Below are 15,203 nucleotides of genomic sequence, written 5' to 3' on the forward strand. Positions count from 1 at the left end.
TCAAGAAGCTTTAACAAATCGCCTTATTAGTACTAAAGTGGCTTTGATGCTGTTGGTTTTAACAAAATTATGGAATAAATCTGAGTAGTGAGGATCAAATTTAGAACTGCTTGTGCCAAATCAGGAACAACATTAGAGGCTTGCCCGCTTTGAATATTTACAATTCTATTTTCTAAAACTGTGCCTTCAAAAGTAAAATCCCCAATTCCTTTTTCGCAATAAATAGCAGGAAATGAAAAGCGTCAGGAACAAAACCAGATACAGGTAATTCAGGGACTTGTTTAAAAATAGTGTTTCATACAGCAGAATCCGGTTTCAATTTAAATATTTTAAAAATTAATTTAATTCTTTTGGAAAGTGGCAAATTTAGTTCGTGCAATATTTTCAAAGCCCGGCTGCCATTGTAGGACCTTTATCGTCTTGGGTTCCTCTGCCATAAAGCGCGCCATCAACAATTAAAGCCGCATAAAGGTGGATAGTCCCAACCAGTTCCTGCTGGCACTACATCCAAATGACCAATCATACCAACCCATTCTTTTTGGTTGCCGTATTCAATATGACCAGCGTATCCTTCTAAATTCAGGGTTTTAAGAAAGCCGCTTTGGGAGCCTAAATCAAGCATAAAATCAAAAGGGCTTGTTGATTTCCCTTCATGAAATAACCTGTTCATATTAGGATCAAAGGTGGTAAGTTCAGTGTTAATTTTTAATAATGTTTGCAAAGCCTCAATTAAGGCGTCTTTTCTTTTTAAAACCTCTTTTTTAAAATCAATCATTTCTAACCTCTTTTTATTATTTTTATTTTTTGTTAATTTTGTTAATTTTAATTTTTTTTGTTTGTTGTATGTTGTTTTTTTTTTTGTTTGTATATTTTGTTGGAAACACTTGCAAAATCAAAAACACAAACACAAAATAAAATGTAAGCGTAGATAAGGTATTTTTTTAATTTCGGTCATAATAATCAATATTAATCCATATAATAAGCAGATATTTGAGCAAAAAATAAGAGGAAAGGTGGAAAACAAAATATTAATTCTACATTTATTTTTATACTTTATCTACATCTTAATACTTAAATTTTAACATTATTTTAGCATTTTAAAAGGAGAAAAATATTTTTTATAAAAAATAAAAAGTGTTTCTTTTTCGTTTTGATTCAGTTATAATATTAGTGGATTTTAAAGGAATTCGAGAAATTTTTCAAAAACTGCTAGTAATAAATTCGTTTAAAATTCTTTAATTCATCTTAAACTTTTTGCATTTTATAAATTTTTTACATTTGGATTTTGCAAAGATTAAGATATTAGAAAGAAAAATAAAATCATTGAAAAATATTTACCAAAAACAACCTTGTTTAAAACAAAGGTTTATTTATTGTTTAAGTGCATTATTAATTTTGATCTTATTTGTAATAAGTTTTCATTACAACACTTTAAAAGCTGCTCAAAGACCCAATAGATATCAGCACTATTGAAAAAAATATAGGATCTTTTGAAAGTGCACCAAATGACAAAAAATCATTGAAAAAAAATTGGAAAAAATTACAAAAATATAGGTGGTATTGCTATTGGAGACGATTTAGAAGTTGTTTCGATAAGCAATAACAAAGCAACTGTCAAAGCAAAAGACAATTCTAAAAAATTCAAAGGTCAAGTAGAAGTTATTTTTTAATGTCAAAGAAGACCTAAGTACATTCTGGCGGCCTTCTTATACTGGTGGAAAATAAAGCTTTAGAGACTAAATTAAATAAAATTCACAGTGAATCATTGATTTCTGATGAGGATTTTTAAATGCCATTAAAAATAAAAATAATGGTTTAGTAATTACAAAGAAGATGTTTATTTTCCTAAAAGATCGCTCAAAGGTTATATAACCATTGAGCATTGGATAAATCTCCTAAATATAAAGGAAAAGCTAAATTAACTTATCAAATTAAAAAAAATAAATAAAAGAAAAGTTTATTGCGGAAGTTAAAAAAAAATATAATATTCCACATTTTATTTTTCACCCATAAAACAAAATCAATTAGATGAAACAATTGAAAATTTAATTGCAGAAGAAGCAGGAAACCCAGATTCAACTAAAGACTTAGTTATGCAAAAAGTTCAAGAAGCAGTCGCACTTTTATTTAATGATGACAATACTTTATCTGAAACATTAACAACTTCTATGCCCAATAAAGAAGAGTTGCAAAACAGCTCACAAACAATATTATCTCCTAAAATAACAAGCGAAAAAAACAGATAATAACGAAAATACAAATTATGGATTTTATATTGTTATTGCTTGCATTATATTAATTTCCATCACTTTTTTAAGTTTGCTTTTTTGTTATTTTTAAAAAGAAATACTCAATCATAATTAAAAAATATCAAAGAGGTTTATAGCCTCTTTTTTATTTTATATTTATAAATTTATAAAAAATAAAATAGAAATGTTGGAAAAAAAAGATAAGTGAAAATGCCATCTTTTAAAAAAAACATAATTATTGTAATAATAATCTTTTCTATACTTTTAATAATATTTGGTTGGTTAGGATGGCAAAATAACTTTTTTTGCTTTAGAAGCTTCACAAAATTCTACTAAAAATACTTCTTTATCCTCTAAAAATTTTAATTATAATGATTTACAAGATTTACCAAAAACCAAAATGAAAAAATCATTTCAAGCTCCAGAAACCACATAAAAAGAAAACAATTTAGATAATCCCAATCAAAAAGGAAAAAAAAACATTGTATCCACAAATAACAGAAATTAGAAAAATGAAGAAAATAAAAGTGATGCAAAAAAAAAACTAGTTTACCAAAACCAAAAAATTATTGATTTAAAAGAACAAATCTTACTTTTGGAAAATGAAAAAAAAACCAAAGAACTAGATAATCAATTTATTGATCGAAATTAAACATACAAATTTTAGGAATCTCAAATCAGGAATGAATATTATAATGTATATTTAGGGAAAAAAGCGATAAAAGATATGGCGTTAAGAATGGTTACGAAAAACTTTCTAATGTATTATCTAATTAACTTTTCTTATGGTTTGTGTAATTCTCAAATTATCCAATCTGGTTTTTTTGATTCACCGCATCAAAAAGAACCAACACCCAAAACCTTTTATTAGTTTAGTATTTTGATGGAATTTTGAGATAAACTAATAATTGTTATTCTTTGGAGGCATTAAAAACTTTGTTAATGGTGCTCAAAAATATGTATATTCTTTGTGAATAGAAAGTCCTTTTAATGACAAAAACTTTATTTAAAACAACTTTGCACTGACCTTATTTGAAAAAGGATCTTTTTTAGGTGGACCTTCTTATTTGATGTCAAACATTGCTTTTAAAAATATTAACACCAATGAAATTATTGCCACTTTTCATTAAATGTAAAATTGAAGTGCCTTGTTCACATGATGGACTAAATTTGGAGTTAAAATTTCCTTTTTTTATAACTACAAAATAGAAGGTTTATTATCAAATACTCATATCAAAAGTCACTTGAAAAAAATTGATGTATATTCATTAAACACACAGGACAATCAAAAACACTTTATTACAAAATTTAAAAAAATAAACAGTAGATTAAGTTTTATAATCTATAACATTTAATATAAAATATGATCTTAATAACTACCTAAGTATATTTGAATGTTTTTGATGTATGTTTGGTTCGTTGTTATTTAATGTTATTATTTAAAATAAAGCATCCATCTTTAACAACAAGACAATTACTACTTTTGATTTTAGGTAAGTTCTTCCATTTAGTTTGTAATTTGGTTTCCAGAAACAAAAGGACAAACCCCAAAATTTAGTACTAAACGATGAGCTTCTTGTTCAGTTTTAACTAAAGCCAAAACGAGAACGGATGGATGAAATTTCGACATTATAAGCATCTTTTAGTCGCGGGCAGCAATTGCTTTAAATATCGCTGCGTAAAGCCAATTCCACAGCACCGAACAAAAGGTTTTGGAGTTTTAGGCCTGGTATACTTTGATAAAGCTTGATAATTAACTACTTTTTCAGCTTGATAATTAATTTTTTTCATATAAGTTACAGCTCTCTACAGGATATTCACCAGCTGACTTTCGCCTCGATAGCATAGTAAAGGTGGTGCCTTCTCTAACTGCATTAAAGACATCAGAAGTTTTCAGCTTTTGTGGGACGTGGATTTCGCAAGCTAGATTCTAACATTTGAGTAGCTACTACAACTGGTTTGGAATGTATTCTAAAACATTTAGTAATCATACGTGTTTTGGTAAAAAGTGGTACTAATTCACCATCAACTTCCCTATTCCTAAATCACCTCTTGCAACCATAATACCGTCTGATTCTTGAATGATTTTTTCTAAATTATCAACACCTTCTTGATTTTCTATTTTAGAAATAATTTGGATGTTGAAATTCCTTGTTCTGTAAAATTTTTCTAATATCTTTGACATCTTGAGCTCTTCTAACAAATGAAGCAGCAATATAATCAAAATCTTGTTGGGCAGCAAAAACAATATCTTGATAATCTTTAGGAGAAATAAAATCCATTTTCTAAATTAACTTTTTAGGAACATTTACACCTCTACGAGATTTGATGGAGTGAGTATTTTTGGTTTTTTTAGTAAACTAATTGTTGTTTGGCTTCGTCTTTGTCTACAACTTCCAAAGATAAGTATCCATCATCAATATTATTAACCACAATGCCAACTTTTAATCATTAAGTAAATTAGAATAACTAACTGAAAAAAGTTTAGCATTACCTAAAACTTCTGTCATAGATATTTTTACTTCAGAATCTTTTTGAATTGGTACTACACCATCAAATTCGTGAGTTCTAATTTCAGGTCCTTTAGTATCTAACATAAGTCCTGTGTGTTTGTCTAATTTATCGCTAATAATTTTAATGGTTTTCATTAAAAGTTTAGTTTGTTCGTATTGAGCGTGAGAAAAAATTAAATCTTGCTACATTCAAACCTGTTTGAATTAAGGCTTGTAAAATGTTTTTATCATAAGAAGCAGGTCCTAAGGTACAAATTATTTTAGTTTTGTTCATGAATAACTACATCCTTTTTTGTTTTTAAAATATAAAAATGATTGTCAAAATTAGTTAAATTATGAAATTATGACATATAAAAAAATTTAAATAAGAAATAAGCCAAAGTATAGATAATAGGTCCAATAATTCTAGTAGCAATCATAATAAAAGGTAATAAATTGTCTCTTTACTTATTGACATTGTCCCTAAATGTCCAGTTCCTCCTGCTAATTTAAAGCACCCAAACCAGCTGTAAGAGATGTTCTTAAAAGGATAAAAACCAAAAGTTTTAGCAAGAATAAAGGATACCAAAATAACTACCAATAAAGCAGTTAAAACCATAGTTAAAACAGGTATTTGTTTTATTCTCCCATTAATTGTTGCCATTTAACTGTCATTCTGTAAACCTACAAAATAGGAGTAGTGAAATTTTTAGATATTACTTGTCCTAAGCTTGGAGAAATATGACTTTGATTTTTCTTTGTAGATAATAAATTAAAAACTCTAATCAAAATTAAGAAAAGAATAAAAATAAACTAACGATTCTTAAATAACCCCATAATAATTTATTTAAAAGACCACTTAAAACTAAATAATACAAAAATCATCGTTAAACCCATACCAATATTTTTTGTTATTCTCAGCGAGTTTTTTTTCTCTGCTGGTTTGGGTGTAAGTTTATTGTTTTAGTATTCTAACTTTCCTTTACCACTAAATTTAGTTTTATCAAAAATAACATACATTAAGCCAGCAAATAAAAATAAGATTTTAAACATCTAGCCATAATCAAAGGCACTATAATTGCTGTTCTAATAGTTTTTTGATTCAATTGAGGGAAAGTATCTTTATAAATACCATTTGCAAAACCATTAATACCTAAACAGTTCCTCCATTTGTTAATGGAACAGCTTACATAAAAAATAGAGTCTAAAAAGGAACCTTAGTGGCTAAAACCCTTCTGGTTTTTGATAATTAAATAAGAATCCTACAAAAACCAACACTTAAAATAGCTACTAAACAAACAATTAATGTTAAAGGAAGAAACTTAGAAAGCGATCTTTTTAATAAATTTCATCAACACTTAAAATACTTCAGCAAATAACACAAGTTATAAAAAAGTTAGCAAAATCAGATCTTAAATGATTATTTGGTGTTTTGGTACTGAAAATTTTCATTACATTTTGTCTGCTAAATCTTGTGGTATCCATCCTTTATAAACCAACAAGAAGTGAACAAAAAATAAAGTAAAATCCTCATAACCCTATTTTTATTTAAATAAGGGACACTATCACCAATAAAATTAAGATCTATATCCGTAAAGACAAAAATAATAAATAAAGGGGTTAAAGAGGGTGATATAATTTTTTTTATTCCCATTTTCTTTAACTGCACAAAAGATGTAAAGCACAAACCACTACAAAAAAAGAAACATTAAAGGGTGAAACCCAAAAATCTTTATTTTTGTTTGTCTTTTTTCATTACAATTTACTCCGATTCTACACAAAAAAATAAAATAACTAATAAATTCACTAAATATGATGTAATATAAATAACAAAGTTATAAATAAATGGTTAATAAATTGTTTTTTGTGATTTTTTATTTTCAAAATTATTAGCTAAATAAGTAATCAAAATCAACCAAATATTTAATTATGGTATTGTAAATAATAAAGTTAATGATTTATTTAGTTTTTAATTAAACTATTTCCTGTCATTTCTTGAGGTTTTTTTAATTTCTAATAAATCTAGCATTGTGGGTGCAACATCACATAAAGACCCCGGTTTTAAGACAACATTTTTATCTGTAACGATGAAAGCGAACTAAATTAGTGGTATGAGCTGTGTGTGGATTTCCTTGAGTTATCTGTCATTTGTTCGGCATTTCCATGATCTGCTACAATACAGGCTTTGCCTTTAACTGAAAAAATGGCATTTAAAACTTCTTTAAGACAGCTGTCTACTGTTTGAATCGCTTTAATGGTAGCATCTAAAAACCAGTATGTCCTACCATATCAGGATTTGCAAAATTAAGAATTAAAGTATCGTATTTACCAGATAAAATAGCAGTTTTAGTATGGGTGGTAATTTCTAAAGCACTCATTTCGGGTTTAAGATCGTAAGTTTTTACTTTGGGAGAAGGAATTAAGATTCTATCTGCATTTTTAATTGCAGTTCCTTGCCACCATCAAAGAAAAAAGTTACATGAGGATATTTTTTCAGTTTCTGCAATTCTTAGTTGGTGCATTCCTAAATTGGCAATTACTTCACCATAAATATTTTTTAGAGTTATTTTTTCAAAAGCAACTACACTTTTAACTTGAGCGCTGTATTTAGTCATTGTTACTAAAAAAAGATTATTTAATAATTTAGTGCCGCAAAAATTGGTTTTACCCTCAGAACAAAAAGCATTAGTAGCACAAGGATTAGATAGAGCAGTTGCAAGACGCATGGCACGGTCAGGACGAAAATTAACAAAAATAACTGCATCATTATCATTAATTAAACCATTTGGATTGGTAATAAAAGGAGTGATAAATTCATCTGTAATGCCTTGATTATAAAAATTTTGTATAGTGTTTTCTAATGGCCAGTCAATAACAGGAGCTTGTTTGGATGTAAGCATATTATAGACTAAATTAATGCGGTTCCAATTGTTATCACGGTCAAGAGCATAATATCTACCAACAACAGAAGCAATATTAAAGCCATAATCAAGAAGGTCTTTAATATGAATTTAATACCTGAATGAGGACTTCAGAAACTTTCCATCAGTAAAAGCGTGTAAAAAAGATGTTGTTTGCTAAATTGTTTTCTTTTTAATAAATCAAATAAAGACTTTAAAATGTTCTAAAATGAGAATGAATTCCGCCCATCAGGAGATAAGTCCTAAAGATGCATTTCTGCACAAGTGTTTTTTTTAACATGTCTGATGGCTTGGAGAAAATTATTTTGTTGGTGAAAAAGATTTATCACGAATAGTTTTATTAATTTGAGTAAGCGATTGATAAACAACTCTTCCTGCTCCTGATCTGCTAGTGTCCTACTTCACCATTTCCCATTTGACCTTGGGGAAGACCCACCTACTTCTTCACCTGAGGCTTAAGAGTGGTATTGGGAAAGTTTTTTTTTAAAAGATAATCTAGATAGGGAGTCTTTTTGCCAAAATGAAAAGCGTTATTTTCTTTTGGTCGGTTAAGCCTAAGCCATCTAAAATAATTAATCCTACAAATTTTTTTAGTCATATTCCCAAACTCCTTACCTCAAAAAGAACATCTTGAAAACGATGGTCTTGTCAATAATAATGTTATTTTGTTTTTGTATTGTTTGTATTATTAAATCACTTTTGTTTTGTGTTTAATTGGGATTTATTTTTTTTCAAATTATAAAAAGTTTTCAATCCTAAAAAGGAGCTTCTACTAATTGGTATTCAATTCTTAATAATTGATTGTATTTTTGCTATGCGATCAGTACGGGTGAACAAGAACCAGTTTTAATTTGACCCGCATTAGTAGCAACAGCTAAATCAGCAATAGTTGTGTCTTCGGTTTCGCCACTACGGTGAGAAATAACAGCGGTGTAAGAAGCTTTTTTATATTTCAATTGTTTTCTAAGGGTTTCTGTTAGAGTTCTATTTGATTTAATTTAATTAAAATAGAGTTTCCTATTTTGTTTTCAATTCCTTGAGCTAATTTTTTGGGTGTTAGTAACAAATAGGTCGTCCCCTACTAATTGGATTTGGTTACCTAATTTTGGGTTAAGTGCTTCCATCCATCCCAATCATTTTCATCAAGTCCGTCTTCGATTGAAATAATTGGATATTTAGCAACTAAAGTTTCGTAATAATGAACTAATTCTTGGCTACTAAAAGCTCTGTTATTTTCAGATGCAAGAACGTATTTTTTGAAGTTTTTTGTCATAAAACTCGGAAGCTGCAACGTCCATTCCTAAAAAATGTCTTTTCCTGCGCTCGTATCCTGCACTTTTGATAGCTTCCAAAATGATTTGTAAGGCTTCTTCGTTAGAATTAAGGTCAGGTGCATATCCGCATAACTTCGTCTCCTACTGTAGTTGAAGTCCTTTTTGTTTAAGATTTTTCCTAAATGGTAGAAAAACTTCAGCCCCAAAGCATGTTCTTTAAAGGAATGTTGCTCGGTTAGTGAAATCATAAACTCTTGAAAATCAACACTGTTAGAAGCACATGAGCTCCAATTTCGTTGATAACATTCATCATAGGAACTGGCATTTGTTTAGTAAAACACCTTACATATTGATAAAACTTTAAGATTTAAGTAGTTAGCTGTAGCCTTTGCTAAACCGAAGAGCACCTAAAGTAGCGTTAGCTCCTAAATTAGATTTGTTAGGAGTTCTGTCAAGTTTAATTAATGATTTATCAATTAAAGTTTGTTCTAAGACAGAATAACTCCTTCTAATTCTGGTTGAATAACTTCAGTAACATTTTTAACAGCTTGCAAAACGCCTTTACCTAAAAATCTTTTGGCATCCCCATCCCTTAATTCAACTGCTTCGTGTTGTCCGGTAGAAGCTCCTGAAGGAACAATAGCTCTTCCAAACGCTCCTGATTCTGTATAAACTTCTACTTCTACTGTAGGATTTCCTCTGGAATCTAGCACTTCGCGCGCTAAAATACTTTCAATATATGGCATAATTAATACTCCTTTTTAAATTGGTTTTTAATTATAAAATGAAAAATAAAATAACTTTTGTTTATGGGACAAATAGTTAAATTTACTAACCATAAATATTATAATGCTTTTTGCTAAAAAATGTATTTTAATGTGTAATAAATAGATATTTTTGTAATAATTGCAATTATGACTTTAATAAAGCAAACATTTTTTTGTTTGTATATTTCTACTCGGGTTGATTAAAAGGGTTAATTCCTAACAACAAACCTGACATTGCACAAGCTTTTTGGAAAAAATACGATAAATGTCAAAAATGATATGCATCCAAAGTAGGAATGACAATTTCTAAATTAGGAACTTTGCCTTCAATGTGGGCTTGTTTAGTGGCTTGAAGAATTTTGATTAATTTGTGATAAGTTTTTCCAGCTACACTAATTAAGATTATCAAGTTCGTTTGGAGATGTGAGGAAAGACACCAATCATCTTTTATTGATGTAACGACAAAACTGTTTCAAAAACATTTTGGTGCCTTCTTGGATAAATTGCCTAAGGAATGTAGATCAGTAAGTGTTGGTGGCTCTACAAAGCCCTTTTTCTTCTTTTCCCTCAGATTCAGCAAATAATTGTTTCCACCATTCCGAAAAAGAAAGGAAGATGCGGTTCGTAACTTACCAATAGTTCCATTTTTTTGTTTGTTGGGTGTGAAGCAAATACCTTGCTAAAGCGTACTGATAGGCTTGATTTTGGAAAAGGTCTTCTTGAAAGAAAGTGTCGTGATAAACACCAAAGCGCCTTTCATCGTGAGACAACATCTAAATTAGCAAAAACAAAAGGAAGGATTCCTACGCTTGTAAAAAACACTAAATCTTCCACCCACAGAATCCAGGAATAACAAATGTTTGATAACCTTCTTTAAGGGCTAAATTTAACAAAACGCCTTTTTGGCTGTCAGTGGTCTAAAATACGATTTTGGCAAAGAGTTGTTTGCCATTTTTCTTCTATTTCTTTTTAAACCTTCTATAAATTGATCAATAATTTATGAGTCCATCTGTAATAAGGGCTTAGCTCATCTGAGTCTATTTTAGTTGTTATTTGAGTATTTTAGTTGTTATTTCAGTTCTGTACTAGTCAGCTCATGTTGAGCTAGTTCAGTCCAATGCTAGTCAGCTCATGTTGAGCTAATTTTATTTTTTTGAGTCCTGTCCAAGCATACTGAAGACTCAAGACTATATCATACAAGTGAAGACCAAGTCCAACTAGATTGAAGACATGGAAGTATAGCCCAAGTCCAGCCCAGCTTGAAGATTTGAAGACCCCAGGAGGAAAATTCAGAAAACCCTGATTCCTTGCAGATGCCCTCCAGATGCCCAGATTCCCTTCCAGATGCCAAAATATATTCATATACCAAGGCATCCATGATTTTAGAGGTCCATCTGCATCCTAGCCCAAAGAAATCAAGCCCAGGTGCCAAGCCCAAGCCCCTAAGAAGCAAGATACCAGGGAATATTCCTGCTACCTGGCTACCAGGCCACCCCAGCTTCCAGAGGCCCAAACCCATGCACCCGAGCCCCTTTGGGCCGGCCTTTGCTGCTCCTAGAAGCCCAACACGCCCCTAGGCATCCTTGGAGTCTTGGCCAAGTCAAGAAAATTTTTAGGGATTTTTCTACCTAATATTTCCTTATTTTCTAGCTAGGGTTTGAGAGGGAAAAGGATTCTTATGTAAAGACTTATGTACCCTTACTTGGAGCCCAAGGTTAAGGGTCTATTTAAGGGACCCTAGCCTCTTGTATGAGGAGGAATTTTTGATGAATGAAAACCTTGAGTTCTTCTATTGAGTGGTGTGATACCCTGCTGTGTGCATAAAGGGGTTTGTGAGAGTTCTTCTTCCCGGTGTTTGCAATCATCTTCCTGCTGCCAACAAACCCTCCAGATCCCTGGATGCCCACTCCAAAAGAAGCCTTCCCTTGCTGTTTTTACTTTGTTTTCTTGTTCCTTTGTGAGCTTTCTAACCCCTGACAGGTCGTTTGCAGGTCCCCGAGTTCCTACGAATCCAACGACTCCAGCCAAGCCTCAATCGGATCACCGAGCAGAAAGCCGGGTATCCGCGGGTCTTTGGCTCGGTTTTCCAGGCCGCATCCGTCGAGGAACGAGAGACCCCTTCGCTGCGATCTTCACAGACGTTGTCAGGTACACCCCTCTACCTCCAGTAGTTTTATTGTAGGAGAACTTGCCCTAACCGAGGCTTCTCAGCCCCGGCGGTCCTTCTTTGCTACTTTTCTAGGTCCTAATCTGCATGCTGATCTTCAAAAATTCCTACAAATAATTTTGATCTGAAATTTGGGAATTAATCACCTAACTCAACATGTAAAACATACTAAAAAAAAATTGCATGCATATTAGTCCCCCATCAACCTACTGGGTGTCCACATAAAGGACCAGTGAAGAGAGAAGATCGAGCAAATCCTGGATGATCAAGCTATCAGTACCGATGAATGGCTATCAGCGCTACTTGGTAAGATGGCAAGGTCGTCCTGAATCAAAGGACTCGTGGATTACCAGAGAGGACCTACAATGCATTGATCCGGATCTCTTGGAAGAGTATCAAAGCCAAACAAACCCTTACTCAATGGGGTTGAGTTCTTCCCACCCCAGGAGAAATGGTGGGGACACCAAGACCAAGACCAAGCCTCAAGAACCCATCTAGATCATAGAACAAGAAGAATAGGACACCATCAAGCCGACCCAAGACCAGAGCTGACTCACGTCATGTCCAAACCAAATCCCAAGTGTCAGGAAAATTCCAAAATTTTGCTTCAATTTTTGTAATTAAAAAATAAAGGAAAATCCCTCGAAATCCCGTGGCTATAACAAACTCTAACAGCCATGTTCTCTAATTAGTATATCTTATAACTAATCCTCGGATTAGTTAGCCTTAAACCCGTCAATTAGAGCCTTCTGGAACCCAGTTGTAAGCCTATATTAAGGCTCATTTTGTGTGAAGAAAGGCAATGGATGAAATGTAATGAAAACCACCCAGTTTTTTCTTCTCCGATTGCTTCTTCTTGCCTTCATTGCCATGGTGATGTCGAGGGGTGCAAGGCCCTGATCCTATCTTTGTTGCAACCGCAATGTCGAGGAGCGCGAGGCTCCACCGCTGCCTTCCTTTCCCATAATTGATCTCCATCGTCCCACTGCACCATCCCTTCCATGCCATCTCCAACCACTACACCTCCCTCCCATGACTATCTCCATCATCCCACCGTTCCTTCGTTCCAGCCATCTCCATCTACTTCCCTAAAAAAACTCCTCCGTCTGCTCTAAGGCATCCCCATCTTTCCCATACTCCTTTCCCACCTACTGCTCGGTCCTTAAAGAAGATAGCCCCAGGTTTCTCCATTGCCAAACCTTCTTCCTCCAGTCCAGACCCCCCCTCACTGTCTTCCTCGAAGCTCAAATCCAAGCCCAGTGCCAGACCTCCCTCCTTCATCTCCCCGCCACTTCCCAGTCTCCCCCCTTTGACATGTCTGACCCCCACCCATACCACCCTATTCAGGCCTTCTCGATGCCGGCCCGCCCTCCTCTGGTCCTCCCATCACCGGACTTCCCTCCTTCGGCCTCCCATCGCGGGCTTCCTCGGTTGATGTAGGAGTGAAAGCTTTGGCGACCTGCGCTGTGGGAAACCTTGACTAATGTCCAAAATTCTGATAGGAAGTGTCATGTGTCAGCAAAGAAGAATGTGTAATATGAAAGAAGTATGCCTTCGTTAACTAGGAAAATGAAAAACCAAGCTGAAGAAGAAGGTATTTGTATCTCTTATGAATAACTGGGGCAAATATGGGAAAGATGCTACTAAATGGAAGATGAAACGTTGATGGGGGCATGGCGTAAGGAAGTGTAGTGGTGGGAATGAAGTGTGCAGTGGACGTAATCAATTATGGAGAGAAGGCAGCGTGGAAAACGTGTAAGATAGGATCAATTTGCATCATCATGGCAATGAGCAGAAGAGCAATCGAAGAAAAAACTGAGTATTTCAACCGTGCCTTTCTTCACGCAAAACTTAATACTGGAAACGCTTGGAGTTCTACGAAGGCTTTATGTGGCGGGTTTAAGGCAACTGAAATCGAGTTAGTTATAAGATATGCAAATTAGAGAACATGGCTGATAGAGTTTGTTATAATACTTGGATTTCGGGAATTTTCCTTGTGTGCAAGTATTGAGCAAAATTTGGAACCTACAACGCAGATGAGATACGTACCGATGATGCTGGAGCCGACTGATGTCGTGATCCTTTTAATGAGACGTTACATGATCTAGATGATTCTTGGGCAGTCCCCCAGTCTTGGTGTCTGCATACCTATGCGAGTGTGACTTGACACAGGGAAGTGGGGCTGTTTGGCTTTGACCTCTTCCAGATCGGATCAGTAAGTATAAGGTCTGCGGCAATCACGTCCTTTAGTGGGCGCACTATATGCCGTGAGATACCATTCGTCCTGCAGTTTAATGTTCCTCAGTGGACCTCGGGTAGATGAAGTTAATATGCATGCAGATTTTGTATGTTTGATTAATTCCCAGATTCGGATCAAATGAGAATTTTGGTATCAGCTGGACACAAGTAATGAAAGACATGGAAGAACTGAAAACACCGAATTAGGCTGAGATATCACAATAAGACTCTTGGATATGAAATTACTGGCGTTTGTGAAGATGCCTTGAAAGTCGTTCCTCGTGATCTGCTCAGCAGGCCAAGTTACATGAATCTGACAGGCTGGAAATGGGTCGTTTTAACAGTATCGAAGGTAGAAAACTCACAAAACAAAAACAAATTAAAGCGACAGAAGATTTCTTTTGGAGTGGTATCAAGTCTGGAGGAACTGATGGCGTGAAGATGATTGCAAGCAACGTGAAGAAGAATCACCAATTACTTGCAGAGCGATCACACCGCTGTGAAGGGCTCAGGGATTTTCATTCATCCAAGTCTCTCTGAGAATGGATCACCAAATGGGCCATGTGTCTCCCACTCCTCTCAGGCCTAGTAAGTATTAGACAGAAAATCACAGAAACTGATCGTCTCCAGATGCCTGAAATCTAGGAGCAACCGTGGCCCAGAGATGTATTTTGTGTAAATATTCAGTATCTTGACCCAGGCAGACAGATGGACCTCCTAAAATCATGGAGTGCTGGTATAGTATATTTTGAAGAAGGAATGCAGGCATCTGGAGGGCAATACACTGAAATCAGTTTCCCAATTTTCCTCAGTCTTCAAATCTTCAGGCAGTTGAATACTCCATGTCTTCAATCTGGTGGACTGGTCTTCACACAGCATGATATAGTCTTGAGTCTTGACCAGCTCTTGAATGGACAAAAAATAATTAGCTGACATGGTAGCTGCTGACAGGCTGAACTAACCGACATGGCTGACTATGCGAGACTAGTAACAACTAGAAATACTCAAATAACAACTAAAATAGACTCAGATGAGCTAAGCCCTTATTACAGATGGACTCATAAATTATTGATCAATTTATAGAGGAGTTGGCAT

At 33.7% G+C, this 15,203-nt stretch carries 11 protein-coding genes and 2 pseudogenes; 3 read left to right on the forward strand and 10 right to left on the reverse strand.

What is annotated here, in order from left to right; translation table 11 throughout:
- Positions 1–448: 448 nt before the first annotated feature.
- Positions 449–775: a hypothetical protein gene (locus ACEW7V_RS01920; protein WP_374695278.1), complete on the reverse strand. Its 327-nt coding sequence runs from the start codon at positions 773–775 to the stop codon at positions 449–451.
- A gap of 1,318 nt (positions 776–2,093) precedes the next feature.
- Between ACEW7V_RS01920 and ACEW7V_RS01925 the strand changes: the two genes are divergently transcribed.
- Complete coding sequence (locus tag ACEW7V_RS01925; protein WP_374695279.1) at positions 2,094–2,246, forward strand: hypothetical protein; 153 nt, start codon at positions 2,094–2,096, stop codon at positions 2,244–2,246.
- A 1,886-nt stretch (positions 2,247–4,132) separates the two neighbouring features.
- Here the strand turns inward: ACEW7V_RS01925 and ACEW7V_RS01930 are convergent.
- The 9 genes and pseudogenes from ACEW7V_RS01930 to ACEW7V_RS01970 all read right to left on the reverse strand — a co-directional run bounded on the left by ACEW7V_RS01930 (position 4,133) and on the right by ACEW7V_RS01970 (position 11,610).
- Positions 4,133–4,240, reverse strand: coding sequence for a pyruvate kinase (locus ACEW7V_RS01930; protein WP_374695280.1), 108 nt, complete (start codon positions 4,238–4,240; stop codon positions 4,133–4,135).
- A gap of 23 nt (positions 4,241–4,263) precedes the next feature.
- The gene (locus ACEW7V_RS01935) at positions 4,264–4,434 is read right to left on the reverse strand and encodes a pyruvate kinase (RefSeq protein WP_374695281.1); all 171 of its coding nucleotides are present in this window, start codon (positions 4,432–4,434) and stop codon (positions 4,264–4,266) included.
- A complete protein-coding gene (locus ACEW7V_RS01940; protein ID WP_374695282.1) occupies positions 4,373–4,531 on the reverse strand; it encodes a pyruvate kinase in 159 nt (52 codons plus the stop codon). Before ACEW7V_RS01940 ends, ACEW7V_RS01935 begins: the two co-directional genes overlap by 62 nt.
- Before the next feature lie 162 nt (positions 4,532–4,693).
- Positions 4,694–4,897, reverse strand: coding sequence for a pyruvate kinase (locus tag ACEW7V_RS01945; RefSeq protein WP_374695283.1), 204 nt, complete (start codon positions 4,895–4,897; stop codon positions 4,694–4,696).
- 7 nt (positions 4,898–4,904) lie between these two features.
- Positions 4,905–5,036, reverse strand: a complete 132-nt coding sequence (locus ACEW7V_RS01950; protein WP_374695284.1) for a pyruvate kinase — start codon at positions 5,034–5,036, stop codon at positions 4,905–4,907.
- Positions 5,037–6,703: 1,667 nt separating this feature from the next.
- Positions 6,704–8,235: pseudogene (gene gpmI, locus ACEW7V_RS01955) on the reverse strand (2,3-bisphosphoglycerate-independent phosphoglycerate mutase).
- 120 nt (positions 8,236–8,355) lie between these two features.
- Positions 8,356–9,682, reverse strand: a pseudogene (gene eno, locus ACEW7V_RS01960) (phosphopyruvate hydratase).
- Positions 9,683–9,971: 289 nt separating this feature from the next.
- On the reverse strand, positions 9,972–10,112 hold the full coding sequence (locus ACEW7V_RS01965) for a hypothetical protein (protein WP_374695285.1): 141 nt from the start codon (positions 10,110–10,112) through the stop codon (positions 9,972–9,974).
- A gap of 1,318 nt (positions 10,113–11,430) precedes the next feature.
- A complete protein-coding gene (locus tag ACEW7V_RS01970) occupies positions 11,431–11,610 on the reverse strand; it encodes a hypothetical protein (RefSeq protein WP_374695286.1) in 180 nt (59 codons plus the stop codon).
- Positions 11,611–12,152: 542 nt separating this feature from the next.
- Here ACEW7V_RS01970 and ACEW7V_RS01975 point away from each other — a divergent pair.
- Together ACEW7V_RS01975 and ACEW7V_RS01980 are read left to right on the forward strand one after the other, a co-directional pair.
- Positions 12,153–12,368, forward strand: a complete 216-nt coding sequence (locus ACEW7V_RS01975; protein WP_374695287.1) for a chromo domain-containing protein — start codon at positions 12,153–12,155, stop codon at positions 12,366–12,368.
- Between the two features lie 2,067 nt (positions 12,369–14,435).
- Positions 14,436–14,648, forward strand: a complete 213-nt coding sequence (locus tag ACEW7V_RS01980; protein WP_374695288.1) for a hypothetical protein — start codon at positions 14,436–14,438, stop codon at positions 14,646–14,648.
- Positions 14,649–15,203 lie beyond the last annotated feature (555 nt).

The sequence above is a fragment of the Areca yellow leaf disease phytoplasma genome, from assembly GCF_041920595.1.